Below are 1,450 nucleotides of genomic sequence, written 5' to 3'. Positions count from 1 at the left end.
CACGAGCGGCATACGCCCGCAGCCCGGCCGGATCCGGCACCGCTCCCGGCGCGGCCACCACGTAGGCCACCAGCCGCTGGTCGCCGGGACGGTCCTCCCGCACCACGGCGACGGCATGGGCGACGTCGTCGTGCCCGGCCAGCACCGCTTCGACCTCACCCAGCTCGATACGGAACCCGCGCAGCTTGACCTGGTCGTCCACCCGCCCGACGAACTCCAACGCCCCATCCGCACGCCACCGGGCCAGATCACCCGTGCGATACATACGGGAGCCCGGGCCACCGAACGGATTGGCCAGGAACCGCTCCGCGGTCAGACCCGGCCGGTCCAGATAGCCCCGCGCGAGCTGGTCACCGGCCAGATACAGCTCCCCGGTGACACCCGGCGGCACCGGCCGCAGCCCCGCGTCCAGCACGTAGACCTGTGTGTTCCACACCGGTCGGCCGATCGGCACCGCACTCTCCGAGCTGTCCCCGCATACCCAGGAGGTGACATCCACCGACGCCTCCGTGGGCCCATACAGGTTGTGCAGAACCGGCCCCAGCACCGTCTGCGCCCGCCGCGCCAGATCCGCGGGCAGCGCCTCTCCGCTGCACAACACCCTGCGCAGGCCGGTGCAGTCGGCCGCGGCCGGCTCGTCCAGGAAGGCCCGCAGCATCGACGGCACGAAATGCACCGTCGTGACCGCCTGCTCACGAATGACCGACGCCAGATAAGCCGGATCCCTGTGCCCCTCCGGACGCGCCACCACCAACCGCGCACCGGTGATCAACGGCCAGAAGAACTCCCACACCGACACGTCGAACCCGAACGGAGTCTTCTGCAGAACACCCTCACCAGGCTCCAGCCCGTACTCCGCCTGCATCCACAACAGCCGGTTCACGATCCCCGCGTGCGGCACCACCACACCCTTGGGACGCCCCGTCGAACCAGACGTGTAGATCACATACGCCGGATGCGACGGCACCAACGACACGACCGGCTCCGTCTCCGGCCACTCACCCACATCCCGCACCTGAGCAACATCGTCCACCACACACACCGGACGGACGTCATCCAGCATCAACCGGACCCGCTCCGCCGGATACTCCACATCCACCGGCAGATAAGCCGCACCCGTCTTCAACACCGCAACCAACGCCACGACCAGCTCGGCAGAACGCGGCAGAGCGACCGCCACCACCCGCTCCGGGCCCGCCCCCTGCTCGATCAGCGCGTGCGCCAACCGATTCGCCCGCGCATTCAACTCCGCGTAGGACAAGGTGACGTCCTCGACCGTCACAGCAACGGCATCCGGCGTCCGCGCCACCTGCGCCTCGAACAACTCAGGCAACGTCGCCGACGCCACCACACGCGCCGTGTCGTTCCACCCCACCAGCACCCGCTCACGCTCGGCGCCGTCGAGAATCTCCAACTCCCCGACACGCCGACCCGGATCAGCCGCCACCGC

Annotated in this window: 1 protein-coding gene; it reads right to left on the bottom strand. The window is 69.4% G+C overall.

Translation table 11 applies throughout. The features are described from left to right. The coding region (locus IE212_RS34400) for a non-ribosomal peptide synthetase (RefSeq protein WP_190201922.1) at positions 1-1,450 on the bottom strand (1,450 nt) is incomplete at both ends.

Origin of the sequence: Streptomyces djakartensis (assembly GCF_014651075.1) — a bacterium.
Taxonomy (GTDB): Bacteria; Actinomycetota; Actinomycetes; order Streptomycetales; family Streptomycetaceae; genus Streptomyces; species Streptomyces djakartensis.
This window is presented reverse-complemented; position numbering and strand designations above follow the sequence as displayed.